Here is a 562-nt window from a genome sequence, read left to right as displayed (position 1 = left end):
TCGATTACAAAGCCGCCTGCTTACTGAACCAAACGCATCTATGCAACAACGCCGTCTTCTTCGACTTCCCAAGCGATTTCAACTTCAGCCACTGTGCGCCCGATCTTGTGATAAGTCGCGGTCAGGTTCAGCCGGGTTAGGTCGCTGTTTATCTCAGCAATAGCGGGGACAATGGCAATCTGTTTGAGGTTCGAAAACCGCTGCATCTTGCCCTCGGGCACTCCCAACACAGCCCGCAAATCCGCAACGGTAAACCGCTTGCTGGTAACGTGCTTGAGGTTCTGCAAACTGGCGATGTGCTGGAACAGCAGCACGGAATACTTGCTGCCCAGATGAAACACCGCTTGCCGATCAAGGATTGCCCAGTGGTTCGACTCCCGCGCCATGTCGATGAACATGCCACCGAATGACCACGTTATGAGCGTGTCACCACTGACTTCATCGCGATAATCAATCGTCGCAACATCCAGCATCCCGCCGATCACCATGCGCTTTTTCTCTGGGTCGTCCGTGGTCATCGTTGCGGCGCGGAGTTCAGCAAACAATGGCGCAACACTTTGGC

Annotated in this window: 1 protein-coding gene; it reads right to left on the bottom strand. The window is 54.3% G+C overall.

Annotated features, from left to right (window positions below):
- Positions 1-38: 38 nt before the first annotated feature.
- The coding region (locus ACPGUT_RS16130; protein ID WP_423993132.1) for a replication initiation protein at positions 39-562 on the bottom strand (524 nt) is incomplete at its 5' end.

This window comes from Halocynthiibacter sp., from assembly GCF_049608145.1.
Lineage (GTDB): Bacteria > Pseudomonadota > Alphaproteobacteria > Rhodobacterales > Rhodobacteraceae > Halocynthiibacter.
Note: the sequence above shows the minus strand (reverse complement) of the source record. Positions and strands in the feature narration are given on the sequence as shown.